The organism is Rhizobium sp. RU33A, assembly GCF_900156055.1.
Classification (GTDB): domain Bacteria; phylum Pseudomonadota; class Alphaproteobacteria; order Rhizobiales; family Rhizobiaceae; genus Allorhizobium.
In genome coordinates this window covers 1-23,758 of sequence record NZ_FTMQ01000012.1, presented here as the reverse complement: position 1 = coordinate 23,758, position 23,758 = coordinate 1, and the positions used below count along the sequence as shown (strand labels likewise).

The following is a 23,758-nucleotide window of genomic DNA, read 5'->3' as shown; positions in this document are numbered from 1 at the left end:
CGAGCCATCAGGCCCCAGACAATAACGAGAAAGAACAGTCTCTTCGCTGGCAGCGATGGCGGTGGAAGGACCTGGGCGACGATCGCCACGCTCCTCCAGACCGCGAAGATGAACAACGTCGATCCGCAGGCCTGGCTCACCCAGACCCTTGAGCGCATTGCCAACGGCTGGCTCAGCAGCGATATCGATGCACTCATGCCGTGGAACTACGCCCGCTGAACGGTCTCAGCTTGCCGCTTACGCTTGAGGACAGGCTTATGTCTAACGAGTATCGACACGTTGAATTGCTGACGGGTGATGTCCGCCGTAGACGGTGGACAACCGAGCAGAAGCTGACAATCATTGAGCAGAGTTTCGAACCAGGCGAGACAGTGTCTTCGGCCGCTCGCCGCCATGGCGTTGCGCCCAATCTGCTTTACCGGTGGCGCAGGCTCTTGAGCGAGGGAGGTGCTGCAGCCGTGGATTCTGACGAGCCGGTTGTCGGCAATTCGGAAGTGAAGAAGCTGGAGGATCGTGTCCGCGAGCTGGAGCGTATGCTCGGTCGCAAGACGATGGAGGTCGAAATCCTCCGCGAAGCCTTGTCCAAAGCAGACTCAAAAAAAACGGATATCGCGGCCGATCTTGTTGCCGAAGGACGGTTCCCGATGAAGACCGTCGCCGACACGCTGGGCGTATCCCGTTCCAATCTGATCGAGCGCCTGAAATGCAGATCGAAGCCGCGCGGCTCCTATCACAAGGCCGAGGATGCAGAGCTTTTGCCCATCATCCGCCGGCTGGTGGATCAAAGGCCAACCTATGGCTATCGGCGGATCGCCGCGCTCCTCAATCGCGAAAGGCGAGCCGCCGATAAGCCTGTCGTCAACGCCAAACGGGTTCATCGCATCATGGGCAACCACGCCATGCTGCTGGAGAAGCATACGGCCGTTCGCAAGGGCCGCATCCATGACGGCAAGGTGATGGTCATGCGCTCGAACCTGCGCTGGTGCTCTGATGGGCTGGAGTTCGCTTGCTGGAACGGCGAGGTCATCCGTCTCGCCTTCATCATCGACGCCTTCGACCGCGAGATCATCGCCTGGACGGCAGTCGCCAACGCGGGCATCTCCGGCTCTGACGTGCGCGATATGATGCTGGAGGCGGTCGAGAAGCGGTTCGCAGCAACGAGAGCCCCGAACGCAATCGAGCATCTCTCGGACAATGGCTCTGCATACACCGCGAGGGACACGAGGCTGTTTGCCCAGGCGCTCAATCTGACGCCTTGCTTCACGCCGGTGGCCAGTCCGCAGTCGAACGGCATGTCGGAAGCCTTCGTCAAAACCCTGAAGCGGGATTACATCCGCATATCGGCACTGCCGGACGCCGAAACGGCGCTCCGGCTCATCGACGGATGGATCGAGGACTTGTATGAGGCAGGTTCTGTCAAGCAGTCATTGGCTTCTCCTTCTAACTCCTGACTGGACTGCGTTGGCATGCAAGCGCACTCGGCGCATCGACTTGTATTCGGCGAGAATCTGATCTCAACCACGATCCCATTCATGGGGGCCAAGCAGTGCGGAAGAGCAGCGCTACACTACAACACGGCGGATGCTATCCAGACCATCTTCAATCTCGGCGGCCGCTCTTCTCTCCAGTCGCCCGTCGGCGCTTGGAACTGTTATGGGGCTTCCGGCTTCAGTGAAGCACCCTGGGGGACCAGGCCGTCTTCAACAAAACGCCAGATGGCGACTGCAAGCTTTCGAGCCAGCGCGACAACTCCGATCTTGCGAGCTCTGCCCGAGCCCGCCCCGAACGTACCCCGATACCACTGGGACAAAGCGCTTGTCGGCTGATACCTCAACCAGCACCACGCAAGTTCAACGAGAAGCCGTCTCGCGAAGCGGTTACCGGCTTTGCTGATCCCTTGATCATGCTTCACAGCACCACTCGCATATGGGCTTGGTGCCAGACCGAGAAAGCTCGCCAAACGCTTTCGATTGGCGAACTGTCGATGGAATACCTCTGACACCAACAGCACAGCACTCAGTCTGCCAATACCCTTGAGCGTGGCGATACGGCGAACTTTGTCGACATTGGGAATGCCCAGTGTACCATGCCGTAGGCCTTCTTCGAGTTGAAGGTCGAGATCGCGAATATTGGAGTTGTCCCTTAAAAACCGGACAGGATCAGGTTTCTGTTTGGTGGGTTAAGAACTCACGAAGCGAGCGATACCCTAATGCCTTGTGCGGGTGAAGGGTATTGTAGTGTTCGAACCATGAGGGCAGTTGCGCGATGACGGTTGCGGCGTCTGGTCGAGGGTTCACTGAGACGTAGTCGCGCTTGAACGTTTTGACGAAAGCCTCTGCCATCCCATTGGATTGAGGGCTGCGAATGGGCGTGGAGCACGGCTCCAGACCGATATCGACAAGCAGTGACCTGGTGTCCTTTGCGATGAAGCAGGAGCCGTTGTCAGTCAGCCATTCGATTGGCTTTGGAAGGGTGTTGATGAGACCGAAGCGGTTCTCCACAGCCGTAATGACCAGGTCCTGGACGTCCTCACTTTTGATACCCTCTGTTGTCGCGACATGGGCAATGGCTTCGCGATCACAGCAATCGAGCGCGAACGCAACGCGGACCTTCTCCTTGTTGTCGCAGCCGATCTCGAAGCCGTCTGAACACCAGCGCAGATTGGATTGCTCGACGGCAACGCGGCCATCGTGTCGACGGGTGTCGAGAGCACCGGTGTGGCGCTGAAGAAGCATGCCGTGAACCTTCATCACCCGGTAGACGCGTTTGGCATTTGGCCACGGTCGGCTTTCGCTGCGGGCTTTACGGCAAAGGATCGCGTGCACCCGGCGATATCCGTAGGTGGGCATATCGTCGATGATGGTCTTGATCTCATCCACTAGCTCCCGATCAGCAAGCGGTGGACGCCCTCTGGCTTTGGAAGGACGTCGCTTCACAGATTCCGCGATGTTGGATCGGGCGACACCCAAGGTCTCACACACCTTCGTCATCGCGAACCGTCCTTCGGCAGCGAGAGCGAGCGCAACAGGTGTTTTTTTGACCCTGATGCGATCTCAAGCGCTTCCTTGAGGATTTCGCCTTCCATCGTCTTCTTGCCGAGGAGGCGCTGCAGCTCTTTCACCTGGTTCTGAAGCGCTCTGTATTCGGATGCAGGAACGACCTCTTCCTGCGATGCCGTGGCCGTCAGCGCACCCTGCGCAGCAAGTTTGCGCCAGGCGAATAGCTGGTTCGGTTGAATGCCGTGCCGTCGCGCAACGATGCTGACCGTGACATCAGGCTCGTAGGTCTCCTGGACTATCGCCAGCTTCTCCGCTGTCGACCAGCGACGGCGACGCTCACGGCCGGACAGCACTTCTATCTTGGGGATGTGACTGGTCATAATGGGCACATTACTCCTAACACTTAACAAGTGGGAGATCGTGTCCGGGGATTTAGGGGGCCACTACAAATATGCGCGTGGACCAGTTCCAGGCGTTCAAACTCCCTCGTTAGCTCTGCTGCAAGGAATTTGCCGAGTGGTTCGTCATCGGCTGTCCTCACCATCTGCAGCCATTTGCCCCAGTCTCCTCCCCAGAGGGCCTTGACCTCACGGATACCGTGAAGGTTGAGCAGGGCACGAATGCGGTTCACGTGGCGTGTCCGCTCTGCCGAGAGCTGCAAGCGTTCCCTGTCGAGACGTTTGGCATCTTCCTCCTCCGGCGTGGGAACACGAACTTCACGGCATACCGTTCGGTCACCCTGATCGAATGATCTGAACATCATGACCATGGACTCTGCGTCTAGCCGGTCGGTCTTCGCCCTACGGCTTCGCCTGTTGACCAAGAAGCTGGTGGAGTCGAGTACTGACGTGCGTATGTCTCGCTTCCGCAAGAACCGAGCTAACCAAAAGCCGTCATACCCGGCCTCAAAGCAAACCACGATCTCAGCTGGGCACCCCTCCACCTGGGCCGCGCTCGCTTGCTCACGCTCCAGCATCCCGACGAGCGCTGCGGTATCGCCGCCTCGAACATGCCGAAGCTTCACGCGATCTGAGTTTGGAGAAAGCACTGCAACTAGCCACGTGGATTTGCTCAACTCAATGGCTGCATGCACTGACACACTGGATTTGGCGTTCTCGTTCATCTGAGGCCTCCTCGTTGTCGATGAAGCGGATGAGCCGGGCGGCTCGTCCATAGCATCTACAATGAAATCCATCCCCATTCCGCGCTCAAGATAGCTTCCCCTCGGCAGTTCATCAGGGCTAAATCAAACTAGCCGACATGTCCGGTGAAACGGGGTGCACTCCACCGGCAGACGCCGGATAAGGCCTACTTCAACGCGCTGGCACCCATGATGGTGGCGGCATAATCGAGGCGGAAATCCACTTAGCAAAACGCCCGAAACTGTTCAGACAAACCGAGCCACCTCTGTGGACCATCTCCTCGCACATGCTTCTGGTGACTACTATCCGATCTTCATGCACGACAAGGGCAAGACGATCGTCGACGCTTGGGCAATCGGGTTTGCGCTGGGGCTGGGCCTGGGTGGCGAGGCGTGGGCACCGATCCTCCTGGCAACACCATCACCCATCATCTCCCCGATCATGGCCGTCAATCCGCAGCTCGCCAAAATGCTGTTCCGCATGTCACCGCAGGAAAAACGAAAAATCCGAGGGACTGCGCATATCCATATCCGAGCCGCTGTGATCCAGCTCTACGCTGCAACCCGGGCCGCCCGCCAATAGCTGTCGGCACAAACCAGTAGCGTCGGCAACGTGGCGCGTTCGTTGCGCTCACGGTTCGAATGCCAGAACATCGCCTGATTTGCCCGATCAGCAAAAACAGCTCACCGGACGCTCACGTTGCGCCGGGTCGCAGGCTCTCTGAAACGATCCGTGCCTTGACCTCATCAGGCCATTGGCGATGCACCTCACGCCTGCTGCGTCGCGCTGTGAGAACCTCCAACGTAGACTCCATGGAGAAACTCCTCGTCGCTCATCCATGGAATGTCGATCACACATCAGGCGACGGCGGGCAATGTAGGGGTAAAACACCGGTTACCCTGCTCCAGTGCATGTGCGGTCTTTTTTTGAAAGTCCAGCCGTGCTTTCGCAGCCAGACGTCAAGCGCACTGCGGCCGATCGATACAGCTCTCTCCTCATGCAATCGCAGAACCATCTCGTTGAGTGTGATGTCCTTCGCCTCTTCGATCATGCCGATGATGAAGTCCTCGTGAGCATCCAGGCGCGAGCCGCCGCGTCGGCCCTGTTTCCCTGGGGTCAACCGACCCTGCCGCGCACTCGCAATCAAGGCGATGGCTGTCGAAATGCCAATCCCAAATCGTGCTGCTGCTGAACGCGCCGACATGCCATTCCGTGACGCAGCCAGCACGCGGCTACGCAGATCATCGCTGAACGCTCGGGTCATATTGCCTCCGACCAAATCACCAGTCGGAGGGAAGGAATCAGAATTCGGCAGCCAAGGGAATCCTCAACGCGATTCCGCGTTCAATGGACGTGCTCTAGTCTAGAGACGTTCAGTTGGCCACCAACTCCGAGCACTTGCTGCAACAAGAGGCATCTCCAAGCTGGGCGTGGAATGGTTGCGCTCGTAGCCGGGATGTATCGCGGGGTCTTGGAAATCGGTCGTTCCATGCAGTTTGCGTAAGTTTTCCTTTTCTCTGTCGAAACGCTTTTTCCTCTCTCCCAAAAGGTCAGAGCCTCGCGAGACAGACTCGTGATGATAAAGGCAAGCAAACGGCGTCCAGACAGTTCGGAAGCCGGCCTTATAAGCTCTCATGCTGTAATCAACATCATTGTAAGCAACAGAAAAATTGGTCTCATCCCATTTACCTACACGCTGCGCGCAAGTTTTTGAAATCAGCATGACTGCCCCTGTCACGCAGGTCATACTGTTCCGCACGTGAAGGCGGTTCATCGGCCCCCCAAAGTCGGACGGCTTGTTGAGATACCAGTGGCCTGCCAATCCCCCAAAACCGGCAATAACACCGGCATGTTGGATTTTTCCATTGGGGTAAAGCAGCTTTGCCCCGACGATCCCGACCTTTTCGTAGGAAAGACACGAAACCAGCTCTTTCATCCAGCTTCTGTCGATGACTTCAATATCGTTGTTCAGAAGCAGGCAATGCTCACCGCGGGCAAGTGCCATGCCCTTGTTGATGGCGCGGGCGAAGTTGAACGTTTCGGCCTTCACCTCCGCGCGAAAGTTCGGATATGTTGTCGTATAATCGGCATAAAGGGCTAGAACCAAAGGATCGGTAGACCCATTATCCACGACAATCACCTCGAACGACGGATAATCGGTGTTTTCAAATACATCCCGCAGAATACGCCTGATAAGGTCATAACTGTCGCGGCTTGGGATGATGATGGAGATCATCGGCCAGTCATTTGCCGCGAAGTCTACCTTGTGCAATGTTTCGGTCAGGGCCGGACCGACAGAGGCAGGCTTGCCTTCCGTGCTGTATCGATCTTTCAAGGCCTGTCTGGCGGCCTGCGTGGCCCGAACGATGAATTTTCGCGAATATGTCTGTCCGGTACGTCGCCACCAATAGGCCGGGTAGGGCAAGTGCAAAATCGTTTCATCGGCAAGGCCCTTCAGATAACGCAGCAACAAATCATAATCTTGCGAGCCATCAAAGCCGGGACGCAGCAAGCCGATTTGCTGAAGCCGTTCGCGCCGAAACAGAGAAAAGTGGTTGATGTAGTTGACTCCTGACAACAAGACGGGGTCCGGGGCTGGCTTTAACATCACGCCCGTCGGCTTCAGCTTATCGTCAACCACGACTTCATCGGTATACAGGAACATAGTCTCGGGATGTTCACGCAGGGTGCGTGCGATCATGTTGAGCGCGTCGGGAGCAATCACATCGTCATGATCGAGAAATGTTATCCAGTCGCCTCTGGCTTCAATCAGTCCTGCATTGGTCGCCTGGGCGATACCGCCATTTTGCCGATTGAAAACAATACGGACGTCGTTCTGACGCCGCAGTTGTGTCAGCCAGCGGCGTGTCTCCTCAGAATTGGAGGCATCATCGCTCAAGATCAATTCCGCGCCTTTGACCTTTTGGTTTCGAAACGACTGGACAAGAGCCTCGAGATAGCGAGGCGGAGCATTGTAGACCGGAACGACAATGCTGAGCCAGATACGATCGCCAAACGGTCGCTCGGGATGAGCAATTGCCGATGCGAGCGCATAATGCGTTTGCACGTATGTCTCGACATCGATGTGTTTGCGGCGAAAGGGCAAACTCAGGCGTGGAATGCCAAAGCGAGGCAAGCGACCGAGATCACAGAGCTTGGCGCCAGCCATATCCGTTGAAAGTCTTGCTTCTATGGCCGCATTGGCCGAGACGCTGGTTTCATAGCCCTCGACGGTCAATACGAACCGGCAGGGGCAACTGGCGGGATCGATGCGCAGAGAGCGAATAAGACCTACAGAGCCAATGTCAGCCATAAAAATGAACGATCGGCCCGTGTCGAAACTTCGCGCCCGGGATTCCGAATATCCGCTGCCGTGATCCACATAGATCCTAGGATCTAGCAAGCTGGATTGCGAGTTGAGATAGATGACGACGAAGCGTTTACGGAATGTTCCGAACTGGATCTGAAAGAAAGGGTCGTCACCCGTACTTAGCCAATGGTTCTTACCCGAAGTGCGCACGGGGGCGACATCGGAACTGGTGACAAGCTCGTACGCCATTTCATAGTTCCTTAGCCTTCCAGCATCTTCCAGCGCAGGGTCCGCTCCAGGGTCAGACCGAGGCAAAGCGATCCCAGTCCAAAACCGAGAAGATATTGTTTATCGAGAATTTTGGTGCTGTATGTCGGATAGTAGGCCGACCGCATCCAGTCCACGGCATGAACAACCGGGTTCCACGACAGTATATAGCTTATCTGATCCGGCAGCGCTGAAACGATGAACAGAGTTCCCGACGCGACATAGATGACGATCATGAAAAGCGCATAGACCGTCACGAAGAACGGGACAAACATGACGATAACACTGACCAATGATCCGACCCCGATCGCAAGAAGCAGGGTAGCGAGATAGGCCAAGACAGCCTGTTCCATGTCATAAGGGATCGGGTTGTCTCCAAGGATCGTCAGGATCGTGAAGATGAAGATCAGCGTCAGATAGCCGGCGACAACTTCGAGGAAGGCGCGTGCCGCCATGATATCAACTGCAGTTACAGCCGGAAAGGCCATCATGGGGCGGTTTAAAACGATGGAAAGTGACATGAAACGCGAGATATACATGAAGGCAAGCGTCGGAATGAGGCCGGTAGCAAAAAATAGATTCAGGCTATCCCCAAAAGGTACGCTGCGGCCGGATAGTGAATAGATAATCAGCAGAATGACCATGTGAGCCAAGGGCCAGAGCGGTACTATGAGGAAACCGAGCCCATGATCGAAGAAACGGGTGCGCAAGTCCCGCAGAATCACGGCTTTCATCACATTGAATCTGCCGCGAAGCAAACCTAAGAAAGTACTTTTTGGGCCTTTATCCGCCGTGATCATGTTGTGTTCTTCGTGTCGACAGATTAAGGAGCATTGATGAAATTCTCCAGTCCCGGTAACCATGGCCCGGTCTCTCTAATCATGCGAGCCGTAGAGCTCACAACGGCTTTTCTGGACATATCGCGTAAAGCAGCATCCCGCAGCAATTGCGATACAGTCTCTATCCAGATTTCAGGATCATTTTCTATTAAAATGTCGTCCGGTTCCCGGCAGCGCGTATAAACTGGCGAAGCGGAGAAGACAGCTGCAAGGCCCATGCGGCAGATATCGATTCGTTTCGTGTCAGCGCGCACCGAGTTCACCCGCCCCGAAAGAAGAGGCACAAGCATTATTCCGCCCTCAGCCCTAGCTGTTGCGTCGAGATAAGCTTCCCATGTTGTTTTCGGCTGGTTGGAAACCCTGTCGATCACTTCGTGCAGTGTGTCTTCCCAGGCTCGAGCGGCTCGTCTTGAGGCTATCACTTCGAAGTGGAGCTCACTGAAGAGGTGCATGAGTTGCTGAACTATCGGCATCAGGAAACGATGTTCGCCATCATGGGCACCTGTAGCGTGATAGATGAGCCGCAAGCGTGGCACGTGCTCTACCCTCTTGCCATAATGCTGCAGCTGCGCCTTTGAGGGTAGCGGTGGAACGATGTCGGATGTGCGAAGTCTCTCTCCCAGTGCTTCCGTAGATGCCCAGACATGCGTCATCCAGCGATTGAACACTATCAGTGGTAACAGCCCGCATACAAGGAGATAGATGCGATAGGGGAGTGCCGACTGACCTTCGATGACAGTAGCAGCGATGTCATCGTCGATAAACAGGCTAAGGCCTGAAATCCGCTTATGGTGCTTGATTAGCCACCATATCTGTCTTGCCATGGCATATCTGCATAGGATCACGAAAGCGCCTTGGGCATCGTCGTCCTGCGGCAAGCAGGGCTCATCGTAGACTTGCACGGGGAGCGAGAGATAGGCCAAACGGTTCTCAAGATAATAGCTGTAGGTCGGATTTGGGCCGGCTCTGAAGACCACAACGCTGCGAACGCCTGCGGGATCAAATCGATGCCGATTGCGTGCCTCGGGTTTTGGCAGAAGGCGATAGAGCCAGTCAGCTAGCGACATCTCAGTGAGACAGTTGGTTGCGGGCAAAATAGAGCAATCCGATCGATAGGCCCCAACCTATGAGCCCGAAAACGATCGTGAGAGTAATCCACAACCCGCGGCGGGGGTATTGCGCTTCGTCGGGAATCCGTGGCTCCAGGAAGCTGTCAAGGTAGAGCAATTGCTGCTGGCTGACGAACTGTACCTGTTCGAGTGTCTTGACGCTCGAGGCGAACTGGCTCTCCGCCAGATCCTGTGCCAGTTCGAACTGTGACAGGTCTTGTGAGATTTGTGCGAGATTCCGACCCATCTTGGCCTCACCTGCAACACGTGAATTGAGCTCTGCTATCTGCTGCTCCTTGCTCTCAATCTCCCGGCGCAAGACCCTCATTTGTGGTGCGTCTTCTGAGACCGAAGAACGGCTAGTATCATACCTCTGCTGCAGGCTGATCCGTTCTGCCTCGATCGTCGCTAATAAGGCGGTGATAACCTGTGAACTGCCGTCCACGGACAGAACGCCGTTTTCGTTTCGCGCGTTGGCCAGCGTGGCGCGGGCCTCTTGCAATTGCGTCGTCGCGTTCTCCAGATTTTCCTGTGCCGTTGCAATCACATCTTTCCAGATGCGATCATTCACCTGATTGACCACAACCTCCGACTTCTCAATGATCAATTGTACAATGCGTTGTGCATCCTCGGGCGAAAATGCCTTGGCTCGAACAGTGACAATGCCGCTAGAAGGGCTGATAGAGGTCGTGACCATCCCCTGCCAGTATTCCAGTGTTTCTTCTGCGGTTGCATCGGCTGGTAAACGCGCGAACCAATCGGTTGTCGTTGCGCCGTAAATACGGTGAAGATCGAGGTCCCCGTCCATCATGCGCAGGATTTCATGGCTCGTAATGAAGTTCACTACGATTTGAGTGTCCTGAACGATTTTTGCGGCCGGTATGCCGGTTACCTTGCCGATCTGATCCTTGCCAAGGGCAGGGGTCGCTGAACGGACGGTAAAGCGCGTCTCGGATTCATACTGATCCGATGCCAGGAAACCGAAATAGAGGATCCCGCCTAAAACAGGGAGAATAAGCAACAGGACGGTCAAGGCGATCAGGGAAAATGTGAAAAGCCTGTCCATCAGCCGAGGCCGCAGCCCGACCGCCTGATAGAGACTGCTGCGGGACGAAGTCGAAAAACGCAGCTTTCGCGCAGCCACGGTGAGCCTTTCAGAGATCTCCTTGCTGGCCGCTAGGCCGCTCAGGCGCCGCCCCTCGCTGCCATGATCTTCAAGCCTTTCCGTCACAACGCCACCTGATCTGATCTCTCCACTTATCTCGCGTGTGTGCGATCGAAATCATCGGTTCAGCCGATAATAGGCTTCGATTGCATGCTCGACATCATCATACACCATCACGCGTCCATCCACGAGCAACATCCCTTTGTCGCAATAATCTTTGATCGTATCCATCGAGTGGGAAACCATGATGATATCAGCATTCTTGCGACGGTTGTCGAAGGCGGTTCTACAGCGCTTCTGAAAGCGAGCGTCGCCCACTGCGGTAATTTCATCGACCAGATAACAGTCGAACTCAATAGCCATTGAAAGGCCGAAGGCCAATCGGGCCATCATGCCTGAGGAGTATGTTCGTACCGGTGCATTGATATAGTCGCCCAATTCTGCAAACTCATCGACGAAGCGGGCTACGCGCCTGACATCTTCACCATAAGCACGCGAAACGAAATTGAGGTTTTCCTTGCCGGTCATCTGTGGATGGAAGCCGTTGGCGAAACCCAGAGGCCAAGAAACGCGTACGGTTTTCTTGATACGCCCGGCGTTTGGCAAGATTGTACCGGCAATCATTTTCAGTGTTGTCGATTTCCCCGCACCATTGACACCTAGGATCCCATAGGACGTTCCGGATGCAAATTCGAGATTGATCCGGTCGAGGATGATCTTTTTGTGGTTCTGTGTCCTAAAGTGCTTCGACACATTCCTGAAGTGGATCATGGAAGCGGCCTCCTTCGAGGTGCGCCAATAAACATCTGCACATTTGCAGGGAACGGGTTCACAAACGGTGATCCTCGACCGATGCCCAAATGAGCGCAAGCGTCGTCCAGGACGCGAGCAGCACGAGAAAAATCATCAATGGCGAGCTAATGCGCTTCGGATACAATGATTCTTGTGGGAGGGAAGGTTGTACAAAAACGGTTAGGTACAGTGCCTTGCGCATGGCAGCGTTTAAAGCGAGATCATAAGCGTTGCGGGCGGCTTCATAAAGCTTTTCCGCCACAAGCCTGTCGGTTTCCACCCGCGAATAGTTATTGATCACATTGGCGAGGGATGAATCTGCGCCACCCGTCATCTCGCCTCTTAGGCTCTCAATCTGCTGATCAAGACTTTCACGGGCCAGTTGCATCTGCTTAAATGCCGGAGCATTGGAGCCATTTGACTGTTGCATGACGAAAAGCCGGGTTTCCAATTCCATTTTTTGAGCAAGAAGACCCGTCAGCAGTTTTCCTGTTTCCTGGGCCTGCAATTCTGGACTCAGCAGTCCAGATTCTTGCCTGAATCGGTTGAGGTTCGCCAAGGCTGCCTGATAAAGTTCGCCGGTCCGCTTCACCTCCTGCCTGAAGCTGCCAACCATGTCCTCGCGGGCGCGTTGCGTCATTTCGTTGACGAGTATCTCGCTCTCGCGCAAGATTGCTGTCAGAAGCTCGACGGAGTCTTCCGGTCTGAACGTGCGCGCAGACAGGGTTACAATACCTGAAGGGCCATCGATGTAAGCGGAAATTCTGCTCTCCCAATACTTCAGAAACGCCTCGTCCGAGGCTGTTTCCTCAAAGCGGCTGAAATAGTCGGCTTGCCTCTCTGTAAACATCGACCTGTAGTCGACTTTACCGTCTAGCCGCCGCAGGATTTCGGTCGAATGGATGAAGCTGGTGATGACATATGCGTCCTGTGAGGCCGCCTGCATGTTCATGAGGCTCATGTCAGTGTTCTCAGCAGAGCCGTCATCCGCAAGCGATCGAACCGCAAAACGCGCTTCGGCTACGTACTGATCGCTGGCGACCACCGAGAAATAGGCCAGCGCGCAGAGAAATGGCAGGATGACCATCACCAGGAACGAAATCAACAGCCACGGCGGCTTCCGTCCCGCTACTGTTGTTCCCTGCGTTGAATCGGCCGGCCCGTCGATCTCGATAGCCTCGATGACCTGTGGGGTGCTTCGAGACATGCTACGGCGCAGCCATCCTAAGCGCGGTTCTTTCTCCAGCCGAACCCTTGGCGGTGCCGTTTCGACGTTGTTCAGCGAGCTCCCAGTCATGCATCGACCCGGTTTAGGCTGATATGCGGATACACTGCCTGCCGCACATAATGGTCAAAGATAAGATCTTCCTCAAGAATCAGTTCGGTGACCGGCAAGGTGCGCAAAATGGCCGCAAGGTCCTTAAGAACAGAATGGCGTGGAACCAAGGGGAAATTGTGTCCTTCAAGGCCCAAAAGCTCACCCACGGCATCCTGAAAATGCATATTGTCTTCTCCATAGCCGATTACCGCGAAGCGTGACAATGCATCGACAGCAGGAGCAACTTCCCGCCGACCGACGCTCTGTTCTGGATAGCTGCAGACGAGCTGCCGTGTCGTCGGGGAGGCAAAGACTTGCCGCACCTTTTCTGGCGCTTTCTTGAAGGCCTGAGCGAGCTCCCGTTCACTGGACAGGTTGACCTGGCCGAAATGTTCCGTCGCTGCAGACAGCAGGATCTTGTCACGATCGCCGATGAACGGAACACCGCCTTTCGCAAGGCGCTTAAGAATGAACAGGCGGGCTGCCATCTCGTAATATGGGTCCGGTATATCGGCAATTACCTGGAATCCCTTGTCGAGAAATTCCTCATAATTACGAAATAAGAGACGCCCGCTGATGTAGATAGACGGGACTGCGTTCAGATGAAAAACCTGAAGCGCTGTCTCATGGCCAAAGCGCTCTGCCCCTGAAATAGAATACTGGAAGTGATTCCCGCAAAACTGATCGAATTTCTGCATCGGCAGCATCGAGAGCTCAAGCCGCAAAAGCTTCATCCCGATTGGATCTGCAATCGGGGGGCGTCGATATATCAGTAGCCCTGTCTTTGCGTCGTGAATTGCCAGATGTTTTTCCATCGGCAGACTCGGAACAATTTCCCTGTTCAGTCTGAAGCCAACCATGCCGGTTGCATGGCGCCCCGACTGCACCACGGCCAATTTTTCCTGATCACACTTCATTGTCAGGACGCTGCCATCATCACAAGTCACCGCGATTGACGGCTCATCGGAGAAGCCATCGGGAATTATATATCCCTCGATGACATCTCCGTGATCATATTCAAGATTGAAGAGCAATGCCGGGCTCGCAGGAGTGTGTGAAATCTATTGGGCAGCGGATTGTCTCGCCAGAATGGAAAAGCATGGACCTCCGCTGTGCGATGGATCATCGTCTAGAATAACGACATCGTCATACCCCAGATGTTGCAATAGGGAAATGATCTCCTGCTTGCGTAGCCAGTAATGCCGGTCCTTCATTCCCCCGCAGAAGGAGGCGTCGGTGTTTGCATGCTGATAGCCACGTTCATGATAATGAACAGTCATGCCTGCGACAGAGCGCGATTCAACGATGCCGGTGAACGGGTTATGGCGGACGTCCGACTTGGGCATGGCCGCTTCGTCGTAGTAATGCGTCCAGATGAAAACGGATTTCACCCTAAGGGACAAAAGATGAAGGAATTCACCGGGATCAGGCATGTGGTAAAGAACGCCGGACGCCAAGCCAAAGTCATAGCGGGTGTCTGTGTCGCGCAACCATAGTTGTATGTCGCCCAAATGAAACGAGGCGCGATCGAGCTTCAGTATTTCCTTTGTTACGAGGCAGCGCAAGTAGCATAGCTTGTTCGCTTCAATCGCATCGACGCGTGCTGCCCCGTATTCGCTGAGGATATAGGTATGCATGCCCTCCAACGGGCCGACTTCCAGCACATGCTTTCCTTCTATGGAGCCGTGCGTGGCCAGAGCTTTCAAGATGCGACTGTCAGCGAAGAGCGGTATCGTGCCGGCCGAGACTTGGGCCAATGGCGGAAATGCAGAACTCCAGCCGGGCATAGCATCGATGGCGTTCTGATGTGAGGGAAGGCGCATTTCATACTGGCTGAAGCCCTCGGCAGTGCTCTCGTTCTTTTCGTGCAAATATACAGTTAGAGCTCTTCTGAGCTTCGCCTCAATTCCGGAGTAGCGCCGTGATGCAGCATGCACTCTCTGGCTTAACCGTGACAGCACGTTGCCAATCATGTCCTGTTTACTACCTTACCATTCGCCAGATTTAAGTGGCAGCAAAACTCAAGCTTATTCGCTTCAGGGCGCAGAGATTTAACGTACTGAGCCTGACGGTGTGCCGAGATCCTCGCGTGCGGCAAATAGCTCGACCGTAGTGACAGATCAACTATCGTCGTGAGATATATCGATTTATCAAAATCATGCACCACTGTTAGCGCTAAGGCCGTGCAATGGTATAGGTCAAGGGAAAAATTCCGCCTTTATCCGTCTCATGCGATGGCTTGTTTTCGCAAACGGGCCAGCAGTTTATCGCTTCGCATTTGTCCCTTCCGTATCGAGATTACTGCGTGACAGCCATTAGTCGAGCACGGCCAGACCCAGTCATGTGCAGAGTTTGACGCAATCCTACAAATTGCTAATAATTTACACGAGTGAGCCTGTATTAGCTGAGGAAAAGCAATGTGAGAAGTCTGGTCTGCAATTGAATAGTCATGAACGTAAGTTACTCACATTCCTCACGCGAAGACGCCAAGGCTTCTATCATCACGGCCAGCCTGCCTAGGTCCTTTGCCTTTAATGCGCTAAGCGCGGCATTTATGCGCTCCTGAAAAATTTCCTCAGTAGTTTTGACATCTTCGCCTGGCGTCATGCCGATCAGTTCATCGACAGAGATCGATAGAACAGTCGCAATGCGGACCAACGTCGATAGATCTGGTTCCCTCCGTCCAGTGACATAATTGCCATATCTGCGGTCTGAGAGGCCTGCACGACGGGCAACTTCCGAGTTGGTGATGCCGAGCAGCTCTGCGCGGCGTCTCAAATTGGTTGCAAATGGTTCCATACCACAATTTGTTCATAACAAAGCCCACGGGTCCATGTACAATACGGCGTTATAGATAAGAACAAAACGTGGTGTAAATGGAACTGCGCCAACTCTCCTACTTTGTAGCCGTCGCCGAGGAGCTGCACTTCGGTCGTGCCGCCATGCGGGTGAACATTGCCCAGCCGGCGCTGAGCACGCAGGTCCAGGCGCTGGAGAAGGGGCTTGGCGTGCAGTTGCTGACACGCTCGACGCGGAAGGTGGAGCTGACCCGGGCAGGGGAGGTGTTCTACGATCGCTGTGTGAGAATGCTAGGAGAGCTGGATCTCTCAGCGGAGATGGCACGTGCCGCAGGAGGCAGGACCATGCGGGAGATCAGGATCGGCACGATCTATCCGGCAACGACAGGCGTGCTGCCGGCATTCCTCGGCCGCATCGGTCGGAAGTTTCCCGACATCCGCCTGCATGTCTCGAACGGCTCGACGTCGGAGATCATCCGGCAGCTGGAATGCGGCAAGCTGAACCTCGGCTTCATCCGACCCGTCGAGAATATCGGTTCCTTGCGCTTCTTCTCGATCGCCCATGAGCGGTACTTGCTGGCGGTGCCGATGGGAAACCCACTGGCTTCGAAACACGAGGTGGCGATCGAGGATCTGAGGGCCGAGAAGATCATCGCCTTCAAACGACAGAACCTGTCCTTCACCGAGCGCTATTTTGCAGAGACCTTCGACGAGCACGGGCTGAACGACAATGTCGCTTATACCTGTGATGACACCTTCTCGCTGATCTCGCTTGTCTCCTCAGGTCTCGGTGTCGGCTTCGCACCTGAATGGACGGGGGATCTGCCGGGCAGGGACGTCGTGCTGAAGAAGGTCACAGGCATCGATCTGAAGATCGGGCTTGGTGTCGCCTGGAGCAAGGATGATCCGACAGCAGCCCGCGATGACATCATCGATATCGCAAGGAAGCTGGGACGGCTTGGCAGGTGAGGGGAGTGGGGTATGTCACTTCGTCGACGAGGCTCACTGCCCGTTCGTGCGGAACGCCATGGCCGGGTGAAGTCGGTCCCGCCTGACCCTTTGGGTCGCTTTGCTCAGGCTCCTGCGGCTTCCCTTTGTCCGGCCCTGACGTGACGAGAATTCCCGCGTTCGCGCCCTGCGGTCGCCGCTATGCTGAACGCTCCAATGTTCTTCATTGTCTGATCCGGACCTCGCGCAAGCGCGGCTTTGATCCGGGATGGTCTTGGGGTTTGGTCTCGGTTTGAGCGTGAGCGTGGCGAACGCCCCACCTTTTCTTTCGTGATTACGGCCGCGAGATATGCTCCTTCATCGAGAGGAACTGAATGAGATGGCCAGGGATTACACAAATGCCATGCTTGGAGTCATGGATGAAGCCATGCATGAGGCTCTTAATGAAGGCGGGTACCGACGGATCGAAGTGATCACCGGGCGGCGCAAGCGTCGGGATTGGAGTGACGAGGAGAAGGCGCGGATTGTCTGCGAGAGCGCTGAACCCGACGCGATCATCTCAGCTGTTGCCCGGCGGCACGGGGTCAAGCGTGGTTTGATGAACGCCTGGCGTCGGGAGGCTGGGTTGATCGGACAAAGAGCAGGCAAGGCCTTGGGTCAGGAGCCAGCGTTCGTGCAGGTGAATGTGGTCGATAGCCAAAGCCTGCAGCGCGCGACAGCATTCGATGTCGCCAGCAGTGCTGCGGGTAGAATTGAGATCGAGCTCGACCGCGCACGCATGACCGTGGTTGGCTCGGTGGTGCCCGAGTTGGCTCAGGCGATGTTGGCAGCTCTTCGGTGTCGCCGTTGATCGGAGTTCCTGCTGTTGGGATGAAGATCATGGTAGCCACGCAGCCCGTCGACTTTCGGTGCGGCATGAATGGCTTGGTCGCTTTGGTTGCGTCGGCGCTAGCGGCGGATCCCTATTGTGGTGAAGTGTTTGTCTTCCGCGCCAAGCGTCTCGTTCGTTTGCGTTATGTCTACTGGGATGGATCCGGCATGATCCTGGCCACGAAGTGGCTGGAGGCTGGCAAGTTCGTTTGGCCACCGATCACCAATGGTAAGATGACGATGTCGGCCGAACAATTTGCCCTTCTGATCGCAGGATTGGATTGGACGAGGATCGGCTCACAGCAGGTCAAAAGGCCGACGAAAGCAGCATTATATAATTGTAATTGCTTGAAGATTTTGGAGGATACGGTAGTCTCCAGCATGTCGCCAAGCCAAGATCAACTCCTGCAGAATATCGAGCATTTGAGCAGAACGGTTCGTGCTCTCGGTGCAGAGAACGATGGCGGAATGGCGACGACTGTGCTCGCGGCGCATGTCGTGACATCCAAGTTTGCATGGTATCTTCCAATCTATCGGCAAACCCAGATCTTCGCCGGCCACGGTATCGTGCTGGATCGGGGAACACTCGGGGGCTGGGTCGAGCGCGTGGCGTGGTGGCTCGAGTCGCTCTATGACAGGCTTCTCGCCATTATTCGTTCACAGACCAGGGTCTTCGCCGACGACACACGCCTCCCACGTCTCGATCCCGGGCGTAAGCGAAACAAGGTCTGTCAGCTATGGGCGCAAGCCGTGGACGATCGGCCCTGGAATGGTCCAGCACTTCTTGCCGTCGGTTACATCTTCTCCGAGAGTCGCAGCGCCCGTGAGGCCGAGCGCCAATTGGCTTCTTTCGATGGCGTCCTTCAGGTGGATGGATATGCGGCGTACAAAACCCTCGCCAAACGGCGCGGCAAAAGTAATGCGCACCCATTGCGGCTAGCATTTTGCCTGGCTCACGCCCGACGCAAGTTCGTGGACGTCGTCAAGCTGACCGGCTCATCGGAGGCCTTGGAGATCGTATCGATCCTTGTGGAGGTATATCTGATCGAGCAGCAGATACGTGGGCAGAGCGCAGAAGTGCGCCGCCAGACGCGGCAGTTAAAATCGCTCCCCATCATGAAGTCATTGAAGGCCAGGCTGCTTGACCTCAAGGGCGATATCTCAACCCAATCGGCTCTCGCCAAGGCCATCAACTATACGCTCACGCACTGGACTGGGCTCACAGCCTTCCTCGACGATGGAGCGATTGAAGTCGACAGCAACATAGTTGAACGTTCTATGAAGTCCGTTGCTCTCACGAGGAAAAACTCGATGTTCGTCGGCAACGCCCGAGGTGGCGAGACCTTTGCCATCCTGGCTTCGCTGATCAATTCGGCCAAGCTGAACGGGCTTGATCCGCAGTCTTGGCTTGCCGATGTCCTCGAGCGGGTCGTATCCGGTCAAACGACAATCAACCAGCTCGATACACTGCTTCCTTGGAATTGGTCGCCCGAGCGGACCAGGCAAGCAGCATGAACCGGCCATGTGTCTCCTATGATGAGCTCGATGAACGCCTGCGCGGCGACGGACATAATGATTATGTCGGAATGAGTGCGATCGACGGCTTGCTAGCGGCGATCGTCGCTGGCCCCGTGCCGATTGCGCCAGCACTTTGGCTGCCGAACGTCTTCGGTGGCACCTTGCCACAAACCAAGCCCGGCTGGATCGAGGAACGTCTCGTCAACACCGTCCTCAATCGGCATGATGAAGTGGACAATCTCCTCGCGCATGGTACTGGTGACTACTATCCGATCTTCATGCATGACACGGGCAAGATGGTCGTCGACGCCTGGGCAATCGGCTTTGCGCTGGGGCTGGGCCTGGGTGGCGAGGCGTGGGCACCGATCCTCCTGGCAACACCAAAACCCATCATAACCCCGATCATGGCCGTCAATCCGCAGCTCGCTAAAATGCTGTTCCGCATGTCACCGCAGGAAGAACGAAAAATCCGAGTGACTGCGCATATTTATATCCGAGCCGCTGTGACCCAGCTCTACGCTGCCACCCGGGCCGCCCGCCAATCGCCTGGGCACAAACCAGCCGCCTCGGCAACGTGACGCGTTCATCGCGCTAACGTTCAAACCCCTGCTGCCCTACGCACGGCGCAAATCAGTCGTGTTGCATTCGCGCCGCAAGTGCGGATCATCCCTGGCGGTGGATATGCTAGTCGCAAAGGTGCCTGGCATATCTGGCAATTCGTCAAACAGAGGTCACATTCTATCGCAAGTTTGGCCTAAAGCTGATGTGACCCTTAGTCAAACGTATCTGCCTTTTCCAAGGTGACGGCGGCTGCATCTTTCGCTGCCAGTTTTGGCTCGCCCTCGAAAGGCCACTCGATGCCAATTGCGGGATCGTTCCACAACAAGCTGCGTTCGTATTCAGGAGCGTAAAAATCGGTCGTCTTGTAGAGGAATTCAGCTGTCTCGCTCAACACCACGAAGCCATGTGCGAACCCTTCCGGGACCCACAACTGCTTCTTGTTCTCGGCAGAAAGGATGACGCCCGCCCACTGTCCAAACGTCGGAGAGGAACGGCGCAGATCAACGGCAACATCGAACACTTCGCCTTGAACCACCCGAACGAGCTTACCTTGTGGTTGGTGAATTTGATAATGGAGCCCCCGCAAGACGTGGCGTGCGGATTTCGAGTGATTGTCCTGGACGAAATGACGGGCGACGCCTGTCAGAGCTTCGAAAGTGCGTGCGTTGAAGCTTTCGAAGAAGAAGCCGCGGTCGTCGCCAAACACTTTTGGCTCCAGAACGATTACGTCGGGAATATGGGTCTTCGTCGCCTGCATTAGAATATGTCTTCCTTCAGAATGTTCTGTAGATAAGTCCCATAACCGCTTTTAACCAAGGGTCTCGCGAGTTCTTCCAGCTTGGCGGCATCAATCCAACCGGCACGATATGCGACCTCTTCCGGACAGGCGACACGCAGGCCTTGGCGCTTTTCGATCGTTGCGATGAACTGACCAGCCTCCAGAAGCGAGTCATGGGTTCCTGTGTCGAGCCAGGCGTAACCCCTCCCCATGATCTCGACGCTAAGCTTGTTCAGTGACAAATAGCGGCTGTTCACATCAGTGATTTCTAGCTCACCGCGCGGTGAAGGCTTGATGCTGGCGGCGATATCGCAAACCTGTGTATCGTAAAAGTATAGCCCTGTGACCGCATAATTGGATTTCGGCTTGGTCGGCTTTTCTTCGATCGATAAGGCCCGTTGGTCTTGATCGAATTCGACCACACCATACCGTTCGGGATCGTGAACGTGATAGGCGAAAACAGTCGCTCCCTCGCTCTGAGACGCTGCGTTGCGCAACAGCTTCTGAAAATCGTGGCCATAGAATATGTTATCGCCTAGCACCAGGGCGCTCGGGTCCTTGCCAACGAAATCTCGGCCAAGAATGAAGGCCTGTGCCAAGCCGTCGGGGCTTGGCTGAATACAGTATTCGAGGCGAAGTCCCCATTGGGCGCCATCGCCAAGCAGAGCCTGAAACCTCGGAATATCCTGCGGCGTGGAGATGATCAGGATCTCGCGGATCCCCGCCAACATCAAGGTGGTGAGCGGGTAATAGATCATTGGCTTGTCATAGACAGGCAACAGCTGCTTGGAGACCGCCAGCGTCGCTGGATGCAGCCTCGTACCGGAACCTCCGGCAAGGATAATGCCCTTACGGTTTGTCATGATGTGCCTCAGAGGATCTGTTCAAGAACGTGATCTACGCCAACCTTCCAGTCCGGAAGCGTCAAGCCAAAAGTGTTGCGAAGTTTCTGGGTGTCCAGTTTCGAATTGGAAGGTCGCTTTGCCGGCGTTGGATAATCCGTGGTCGCAATCGCCCGTATGGCATCTGTTTCCACCTTGATTGGATGCCCTTTCTGACGCGCATATTCAATCACATGGCGGGCATAGGCGTGCCAGTTTGTCTCGCCACTTGCGACCAGGTGATAGATGCCATCGAGATCTGCAGTCCTGGTGGCAACGAGCTGCCGAATGACGTGAGCGCTCACATCAGCAATGAGCGCTGCGGAAGTTGGAGCGCCTATTTGGTCAGCGACAACGCCGAGCGTTTCGCGCTCGCCGGCGAGCCGCAGCATGGTTTTTGCGAAATTGGCCCCGTGGACGCCGAAAACCCAGCTTGTCCGCAAAACTATGTGGCGAGCCCCAATTGCGGCCAGTGCTTCTTCTCCTGCAAGCTTGCTTTGTCCGTAGATACCCTGTGGGCCAGTTGCATCCGTCTCGCGATAATAGCCGTCGGCGCTGCCATCAAAGACATAATCGGTTGAATAATGGACAACGAGTGCACCGATCCTGGCCGCCTCTTCGCCCAGGATGGCTGGTGCGCGGGCATTGATGGCATGCGCTCTTTCCGCGTCACTTTCGGCTTTGTCAACGGCGGTATAGGCTGCGGGATTGACGATTACATCTGGCCTAAACTGCCTTACTGCCTCACGGATCGAGGCTTCGTTTTCCAGATCGCAGACGCTTCGATCTAGCGCTGCGACCTTGCCAAGCGGAGCGAGGGCACGTTGCAGTTCAAAACCGACCTGGCCGTTTTTTCCAGTCAGAAGCAGGCGCATCATTTCCTTCACGCTCCGTACTGCTGGCCAACCCAGTTCTGATATGCGCCGCTCGTCACGTTCCCGACCCAAGTCTGGTTGTCGAGATACCACTGTACCGTTTTGCGGATTCCGGTCTCAAAAGTTTCGGCTGGTTTCCAGCCAAGCTCCCGCTCGATCTTTGTTGCATCGATCGCATAGCGCCGGTCATGACCCGGCCGATCTTTGACAAAGGTGATCTGCTGGGCATAGCTCACCCTATCCTTCCGTGGAGAGAGTTCGTCGAGGATGGTGCACAAGGTCTCGACGACCTCGAGATTGGCCTTCTCGTTCCAGCCGCCGATATTGTAGGTCTCGCCCAACTGACCGGCGTCAAGAACGCGGCGAATGGCAGAGCAGTGATCCTTGACGTAGAGCCAATCGCGGATCTGCTGGCCGTCCCCGTAGATCGGCAAGGGTTTGCCCGAAAGTGCATTGTGGATACACAACGGTATTAGCTTTTCCGGAAAGTGATACGGGCCATAATTGTTCGAGCAATTGGTCGTCAAAACTGGCAGGCCGTATGTGTGATGATAGGCGCGCACGAGGTGGTCTGAGGCCGCTTTGCTTGCCGAATAAGGGCTGTTGGGCTCATATCGATTGGTTTCGCGAAACGCATCATCTGTGGGTGACAACGTTCCATAGACCTCGTCGGTCGAGACATGTAGAAACCGGAAGGCTTGTTTGTCAGCATCTGACAGCTCGGTCCAATAGGATTTCACGGCCTCTAGAAGTCGGAAGGTCCCCACGACATTTGTTTCGATGAAATCTGCAGGCCCATGAATGGAGCGATCAACATGCGATTCCGCGGCAAAGTTGACCACCGCGCGTGGCTTGTGTGTTCTCAGGAGCTCACCGACCGTCTCTGTGTCGCCGATATCGGACCGTACGAAAACGTGGCCGTTGTGGCCCGTTAGACTCTGGAGATTCTCCAAATTTCCGGCATAGGTCAATTTGTCGATGTTGATGACGGCTTCATCGCTAAGCGCCAGCCAATCTAGAATGAAATTGCTTCCGATGAAACCTGCGCCACCCGTCACCACAATCGTCATTTTTTGACTCTATCCTTTTAAAACATATGTCCCGATCAATGATCGTTTTGCACCGTCGCATAATCTCTCTATCATAGACGCTATACTTGTTAAGGCTTATACGGTCTTTTTTATGCCGACTTTTGGATATCGCGTAGAAGTTTGTTGCGAGCATATGTTCGGCTTATATTTCGACGATGCGACAATATCGCTCTCCATGCAAAGCCTGATCACATGATAGCTGTCTTTGCCAATGTCGATGCTAATCGAAACATCTGGCAGCTCATGAGGGATAACTGTAAGCGGCAAGCTGAGGCCGTTCAGCGGGCGTAGTTCCACGGCATGAGCGTCTCGAAATCGCTGCTGAGCCAGCCGTTGGCAATGCGCTCAAGGGTCTGGGTGAGCCAGGCCTGCGGATCGACGTTGTTCATCTTCGCGGTCTGAAGGAGCGTGGCGATCGTCGCCCAGGTCCTTCCACCGCCATCGCTGCCAGCGAAGAGACTGTTCTTTCTCGTTATTGTCTGGGGCCTGATGGCTCG

General features: G+C 55.4%; 22 protein-coding genes and 4 pseudogenes. 8 read left to right on the top strand and 18 right to left on the bottom strand.

The features are described from left to right. A partial coding sequence (locus tag BW978_RS22730) for a transposase domain-containing protein (protein ID WP_139330646.1) occupies positions 1-219 on the top strand: 219 nt, incomplete at its 5' end. A 38-nt stretch (positions 220-257) separates the two neighbouring features. Next, positions 258-1,397, top strand: a pseudogene (locus tag BW978_RS22720) (IS3 family transposase); the annotation flags it as partial. Positions 1,398-1,651: 254 nt separating this feature from the next. Here the strand turns inward: BW978_RS22720 and BW978_RS22715 are convergent. The 3 genes from BW978_RS22715 to BW978_RS22700 form a co-directional block, all read right to left on the bottom strand. After that, positions 1,652-2,047 (bottom strand): transposase, encoded by a 396-nt coding sequence (locus BW978_RS22715; RefSeq protein ID WP_280173606.1) that lies wholly within the window; start codon positions 2,045-2,047, stop codon positions 1,652-1,654. Positions 2,048-2,159: 112 nt separating this feature from the next. Next, positions 2,160-3,379 (bottom strand): IS3 family transposase gene (locus BW978_RS22710; protein WP_139330645.1). Its coding sequence is split into 2 segments (ribosomal slippage): positions 2,160-3,040 and positions 3,040-3,379, totalling 1,221 coding nucleotides; the frame shifts between segments, so codons are not numbered across the junction. Between the two features lie 23 nt (positions 3,380-3,402). Further along, a complete protein-coding gene (locus BW978_RS22700; RefSeq protein WP_244552036.1) occupies positions 3,403-4,122 on the bottom strand; it encodes an IS110 family transposase in 720 nt (239 codons plus the stop codon). Positions 4,123-4,408: 286 nt separating this feature from the next. Here BW978_RS22700 and BW978_RS22695 point away from each other — a divergent pair, with 286 nt between their 5' ends. Continuing rightward, complete coding sequence (locus BW978_RS22695) at positions 4,409-4,723, top strand: UPF0149 family protein (protein WP_175616932.1); 315 nt, start codon at positions 4,409-4,411, stop codon at positions 4,721-4,723. A 317-nt stretch (positions 4,724-5,040) separates the two neighbouring features. Here the strand turns inward: BW978_RS22695 and BW978_RS23870 are convergent. From BW978_RS23870 to BW978_RS22645, 10 genes and pseudogenes are all read right to left on the bottom strand, one after another. Continuing rightward, positions 5,041-5,405: pseudogene (locus BW978_RS23870) on the bottom strand (transposase); the annotation flags it as partial. 99 nt (positions 5,406-5,504) lie between these two features. Next, positions 5,505-7,700, bottom strand: coding sequence for a glycosyltransferase family 2 protein (locus BW978_RS22685; RefSeq protein ID WP_076398482.1), 2,196 nt, complete (start codon positions 7,698-7,700; stop codon positions 5,505-5,507). An 11-nt stretch (positions 7,701-7,711) separates the two neighbouring features. After that, the gene (locus tag BW978_RS22680) at positions 7,712-8,518 is read right to left on the bottom strand and encodes an ABC transporter permease (protein WP_244552035.1); all 807 of its coding nucleotides are present in this window, start codon (positions 8,516-8,518) and stop codon (positions 7,712-7,714) included. 23 nt (positions 8,519-8,541) lie between these two features. Beyond that, positions 8,542-9,435, bottom strand: coding sequence for a hypothetical protein (locus BW978_RS22675; RefSeq protein WP_139330644.1), 894 nt, complete (start codon positions 9,433-9,435; stop codon positions 8,542-8,544). A 190-nt stretch (positions 9,436-9,625) separates the two neighbouring features. Then, positions 9,626-10,897 carry a KpsE/RkpR family capsule polysaccharide export protein gene (locus tag BW978_RS22670; RefSeq protein ID WP_076398474.1) on the bottom strand — a complete coding sequence of 424 codons (1,272 nt, stop codon included), beginning with the start codon at positions 10,895-10,897 and terminating at the stop codon, positions 9,626-9,628. A gap of 51 nt (positions 10,898-10,948) precedes the next feature. Further along, positions 10,949-11,602 carry an ABC transporter ATP-binding protein gene (locus BW978_RS22665; RefSeq protein ID WP_076398471.1) on the bottom strand — a complete coding sequence of 218 codons (654 nt, stop codon included), beginning with the start codon at positions 11,600-11,602 and terminating at the stop codon, positions 10,949-10,951. A gap of 58 nt (positions 11,603-11,660) precedes the next feature. Further along, on the bottom strand, positions 11,661-12,920 hold the full coding sequence (locus BW978_RS22660; protein WP_076398469.1) for a KpsE/RkpR family capsule polysaccharide export protein: 1,260 nt from the start codon (positions 12,918-12,920) through the stop codon (positions 11,661-11,663). Then, entirely contained in the window at positions 12,917-13,975 is a 1,059-nt protein-coding gene (locus tag BW978_RS22655) for a hypothetical protein (protein WP_076398466.1), read from the bottom strand. Before BW978_RS22655 ends, BW978_RS22660 begins: the two co-directional genes overlap by 4 nt. A 27-nt stretch (positions 13,976-14,002) precedes the next feature. After that, entirely contained in the window at positions 14,003-14,914 is a 912-nt protein-coding gene (locus BW978_RS22650; protein ID WP_244552034.1) for a class I SAM-dependent methyltransferase, read from the bottom strand. Positions 14,915-15,401: 487 nt separating this feature from the next. After that, positions 15,402-15,740 (bottom strand): helix-turn-helix domain-containing protein, encoded by a 339-nt coding sequence (locus BW978_RS22645; RefSeq protein ID WP_076398464.1) that lies wholly within the window; start codon positions 15,738-15,740, stop codon positions 15,402-15,404. A 77-nt stretch (positions 15,741-15,817) separates the two neighbouring features. Here BW978_RS22645 and BW978_RS22640 point away from each other — a divergent pair, with 77 nt between their 5' ends. The 5 genes and pseudogenes from BW978_RS22640 to BW978_RS22620 all read left to right on the top strand — a co-directional run bounded on the left by BW978_RS22640 (position 15,818) and on the right by BW978_RS22620 (position 19,653). Beyond that, positions 15,818-16,708, top strand: coding sequence for a LysR family transcriptional regulator (locus BW978_RS22640; protein WP_076398461.1), 891 nt, complete (start codon positions 15,818-15,820; stop codon positions 16,706-16,708). 358 nt (positions 16,709-17,066) lie between these two features. Then, positions 17,067-17,537 (top strand): IS66-like element accessory protein TnpA, encoded by a 471-nt coding sequence (locus BW978_RS22635; RefSeq protein WP_076398458.1) that lies wholly within the window; start codon positions 17,067-17,069, stop codon positions 17,535-17,537. 20 nt (positions 17,538-17,557) lie between these two features. Further along, positions 17,558-17,839 (top strand): annotated as a pseudogene (tnpB, locus tag BW978_RS23865) (IS66 family insertion sequence element accessory protein TnpB); the annotation flags it as partial. Positions 17,840-18,016: 177 nt separating this feature from the next. Continuing rightward, positions 18,017-19,072: pseudogene (locus tag BW978_RS22625) on the top strand (IS66 family transposase); the annotation flags it as partial. Then, complete coding sequence (locus BW978_RS22620) at positions 19,069-19,653, top strand: YecA/YgfB family protein (RefSeq protein WP_076398455.1); 585 nt, start codon at positions 19,069-19,071, stop codon at positions 19,651-19,653. The pseudogene BW978_RS22625 and the gene BW978_RS22620, both read left to right, overlap by 4 nt. A gap of 194 nt (positions 19,654-19,847) precedes the next feature. Here BW978_RS22620 and rfbC read toward each other — a convergent pair whose 3' ends face one another. From rfbC to BW978_RS22595, 5 genes are all read right to left on the bottom strand, one after another. Further along, the gene (gene rfbC / locus BW978_RS22615; RefSeq protein ID WP_076398452.1) at positions 19,848-20,393 is read right to left on the bottom strand and encodes a dTDP-4-dehydrorhamnose 3,5-epimerase; all 546 of its coding nucleotides are present in this window, start codon (positions 20,391-20,393) and stop codon (positions 19,848-19,850) included. Beyond that, positions 20,393-21,277, bottom strand: coding sequence for a glucose-1-phosphate thymidylyltransferase RfbA (gene rfbA / locus BW978_RS22610; RefSeq protein ID WP_076398449.1), 885 nt, complete (start codon positions 21,275-21,277; stop codon positions 20,393-20,395). Before rfbA ends, rfbC begins: the two co-directional genes overlap by 1 nt. A gap of 8 nt (positions 21,278-21,285) precedes the next feature. After that, the gene (gene rfbD, locus BW978_RS22605) at positions 21,286-22,170 is read right to left on the bottom strand and encodes a dTDP-4-dehydrorhamnose reductase (RefSeq protein ID WP_083697692.1); all 885 of its coding nucleotides are present in this window, start codon (positions 22,168-22,170) and stop codon (positions 21,286-21,288) included. Between the two features lie 8 nt (positions 22,171-22,178). Next, complete coding sequence (gene rfbB / locus BW978_RS22600; protein ID WP_076398443.1) at positions 22,179-23,240, bottom strand: dTDP-glucose 4,6-dehydratase; 1,062 nt, start codon at positions 23,238-23,240, stop codon at positions 22,179-22,181. 299 nt (positions 23,241-23,539) lie between these two features. Continuing rightward, positions 23,540-23,758, bottom strand: a 219-nt coding sequence (locus BW978_RS22595; protein WP_139330643.1) for a transposase domain-containing protein, incomplete at its 5' end; no start/stop codon positions are given.